The following is a 1,895-nucleotide window of genomic DNA, read 5'->3' on the forward strand; positions in this document are numbered from 1 at the left end:
CCCGGATCTCCAACTTGGCGAGCTGGACGCCGACGCAGTGATGGGGCCCGCTGCCGAGCGAGAGATGGCGGTTCGGCGTCCTGGTCAGGTCGAACCTGTCCGGGTCGGTGAACTCGTCCGCGTCCCGGTTGGCCGAGGGCAGCCACAGCACCACACGGTCACCGCGGCGGATCCGCTGCCCGCCGATCACCGTGTCCTGGCGCGCGGTCCGTACCAGGTGCGTGGCGCTGGCCGTCCACCTCAGGATCTCGTCCTTCGCCGTGTGCTGAGCTGGATAGGGTGGGGTTCACACTGTTCTCTGATCCATGTCTCTGATCTACGACAACCAGGAGCGGCTTTATGAGCGCTGTGATCCCCGCTGGAGGCGACACCGCGGCGGGCCGTTCCTGGCCCGAGGTGCTGAACGCCCTGCTGTCCGGACGGGACCAGGACGCCGGCGCGACGTTCTGGGCGATGGACCAGATCATGCGCGGTGAGGCGACGGACGCGCAGATCGCCGGGTTCGTGGTGGCGCTGCGGGCCAAGGGCGAGACCGTCGGGGAGATCACCGGGCTCGTGGACGCGCTGTACGAGCACGCCAATGTCATCGAGGTGTCGGGGGAGACCGTCGACATCGTCGGTACGGGCGGTGACGGCGCCAAGACGGTCAACATCTCCACGATGTCGTCGATCGTGGTCGCCGGTACGGGTGCGAAGGTCGTCAAGCACGGCAACCGGGCGGCGTCGTCGGCGTCGGGGGCGTCCGATGTGCTGGAGAAGCTGGGCGTCAATCTGGAGCTGACGCCCCAGCGGGTGGCCGAGGTCGCCGAGGAAGCCGGGATCACCTTCTGCTTCGCCGTGAAGTTCCACCCGGCGCTGCGTCATGTGGCCGCCGCGCGGGGGCAGCTCGGCATCCGGACCGTGTTCAACGCGCTGGGGCCGCTGGCCAACCCGGCGAAGGTCAAGGCCCAGGCGGTGGGTGTCGCCGACCCCCGGATGGCGCCGATCATGGCGGGTGTCTTCGCGGAGCGCGGCAACTCGTCGCTGGTCTTCCGCGGTGACGACGGGCTGGACGAGCTGACGACGACCGCCACGTCCCGGGTGTGGGTCGTACGGGACGGCAAGGTGACCGAGGAGTCCTTCGACCCGCGTGACGTCGGTCTCGACCTGGTGCCGGTGGAGGCGTTGCGGGGGGCCGACTCCTCGTACAACGCGGATGTCGCACGGCGGTTGCTGGACGGGGAGACGGGGCCGGTGCGGGACGCGGTGCTGCTCAACTCGGCGGCGGCGCTGGTGGCGTTGGAGCCGGGCACGGGTTCCCTGGCGGAGCAGCTGCGGGGCGGAATGGCCAAGGCCGCGGAGTCGATCGACTCGGGAGCGGCGAAGAGGGTGCTCGAGCGGTGGGTGGCCGCGAGTAACGCGTAGCGGTGCGGAGACCGCCCAAGAGCTCGGGAGGTCGGGGCTGTTGGGCGGGTGCGGGACGCCACAAAGCTGTTGTAGAACCCCACCGTCTCCCGGCGCCCGAACAGATCGATCTCCGTCTGCGCCCCCTGATACGGCACCTCCTTCCGCACGATCCCCAACCCCAACTCGGCCGCGATCAGCTCATGCCCGAGACACACCCCGAGCACCCCACCCCGATGCCCCCGCATCACCTCGCCGGTCAGCCCTCGCAGAAACCGCATCTTGGGGTCATCGACGTCCCCCGGATCCCCGGGCCCGGGCCCGAGCACCACCACCCCGTCGTGCGCGAGCACACCCTCGCGCACCCCCGGCTCGTCGTACCGCCGTACGGTCACCTCCAGCCCACAGGACCGCAGCAGATGCGCGAGCATGGCCGTGAAGGTGTCCTCGGCGTCGACGACGAACGCGTGCCCGGTCAACTCGCCCGTCCGCTCCTGCATCCGCAGCCAGAA

2 protein-coding genes and 1 pseudogene are annotated in these 1,895 nt (G+C 70.0%); 1 reads left to right on the forward strand and 2 read right to left on the reverse strand.

Annotated features, from left to right (window positions below):
- Positions 1-247: cytochrome P450 (locus tag STRIP9103_RS13890; protein ID WP_158696876.1), on the reverse strand; the 247-nt coding region annotated here is incomplete at its 3' end.
- Between the two features lie 92 nt (positions 248-339).
- On the opposite strand from STRIP9103_RS13890, the gene trpD reads away from it, so the two are divergent.
- On the forward strand, positions 340-1,404 hold the full coding sequence (gene trpD / locus STRIP9103_RS13895; protein ID WP_009310186.1) for an anthranilate phosphoribosyltransferase: 1,065 nt from the start codon (positions 340-342) through the stop codon (positions 1,402-1,404).
- A 56-nt stretch (positions 1,405-1,460) separates the two neighbouring features.
- Here the strand turns inward: trpD and STRIP9103_RS46405 are convergent.
- Positions 1,461-1,895, reverse strand: a pseudogene (locus STRIP9103_RS46405) (aminodeoxychorismate/anthranilate synthase component II); the annotation flags it as partial.

Origin of the sequence: Streptomyces ipomoeae 91-03, assembly GCF_000317595.1 — a bacterium.
Taxonomy (GTDB): Bacteria; Actinomycetota; Actinomycetes; order Streptomycetales; family Streptomycetaceae; genus Streptomyces; species Streptomyces ipomoeae.

What these genes read in the sequence shown, in the direction of transcription:
- trpD (WP_009310186.1), top strand. Translation starts at nt 340, where the DNA reads ATGAGCGCTGTGATCCCCGCTGGAGGCGACACCGCGGCGGGCCGTTCC.